This is a genomic window from Micromonospora sp. PRAS1, from assembly GCF_059553435.1.
The window spans coordinates 1-1432 of sequence record NZ_JCANNB010000096.1 but is presented as its reverse complement, the minus strand read 5'-3'; the positions used below and the strand labels follow the sequence as shown (position 1 = coordinate 1432).

1 protein-coding gene is annotated in these 1432 nt (G+C 62.0%); it reads right to left on the bottom strand.

Annotation, left to right across the window (positions count from 1 at the left end):
* Window positions 1-1432 (bottom strand): amino acid adenylation domain-containing protein (locus tag AC507J_RS32230; RefSeq protein WP_496294325.1); only part of this gene is annotated, 1432 nt, incomplete at both ends.

Here is a 1432-nt window from a genome sequence, read left to right as displayed (position 1 = left end):
CCACGAACACAGACGGCACCATGAACGCCGGCAACCGCCGCGCCGCAAACTCCTTCAACTCCCTGACGTCCGACGACCCCACAACATAGGCAACCAACCGCCGATCCGCCTGATCCCCATACGCCACCACCACCGCCGCCGTCACACCCGGACACGACGCCAACACCGCCTCAACCTCACCAGGCTCAACCCGAAACCCACGCACCTTCAACTGCGCATCCAACCGCCCCACAAACACCAAACGCCCATCAACACCCCACCGCCCCCGATCCCCCGTCCGATACATCCGCGACCCACCACCAACAAACGGATCCCCCACAAACCGCTCCGCCGTCAACGCCGCCCGACCCCCATACCCCCGACCAACCCCAGCACCCCCGATATAAACCTCCCCCACAACCGCCGGCCGCAAAAACCGATCCAACACATACACCCGCGTATTCGGCAACGGCACCCCCACCGGCGGCACCCCATCACCCACCACCACCGGCGCCGCCGTCGTCATCACCGTCGCCTCAGTCGGCCCATACGTATTCACCAACCCACACCCCAACCACCGCCCCGCCACCGCCTCAGACAACAACTCAGCACCCGACAACACCCTCGACAACCCCACCACCGGCTCCACAACCTGCAACAACGACGGCACCACACTCATCACCTCCACACCCGCCACCCGCACCAACCAACCCACATCCGACCGCTCACCACCACCCGCAACCACCAACGTCCCACCCTGCGCCAAAGTCGCCGCCACATCCAACACCGACGCATCAAAACCAAACGACGCAAACTGCAAAACCCGACCACGAAAATACGAACCCAACCCCACCACCACATTCACCAAACCACCATGCGTCAAATGCACACCCTTCGGCCGACCCGTCGAACCCGACGTATAAACCACATACGCCAACTGCCGCGAATCCACCACCACCCGCTCCACACCATCCACACCATCCACACCATCCACATCAAACAACACCACCGACACACCAGAATCAACAACCATAAACTCACGACGCTCCGAAGGATAATCCGGATCCAAAAACACAAACGCCGCACCCGCCAACCACACCCCCAACATCCCCACCACCACATCAACACCACGCGGCAAACACAAACCCACCACCGACTCCGCACCCACACCACCCACCCGCAACCGAACCGCCAACCGCTCCGCCCGCAACCACAAACCCCCATACGTCAAACACCGCCCACCACACACCACCGCCACCACATCCGACCCACCCACAAACAACTCATGCACCCCACCAACCCCCGGCAACTCCCCCACCACCGGCACCGGAACACCCACCACCGACAACGGCAACCCCACCAACCGACAACCCCAATCCCCCGCCACCACCCCCAACACACCCACAAAATCATCAACAAACCGCCGAACCGTCACCAAATCAAACAAATCAGT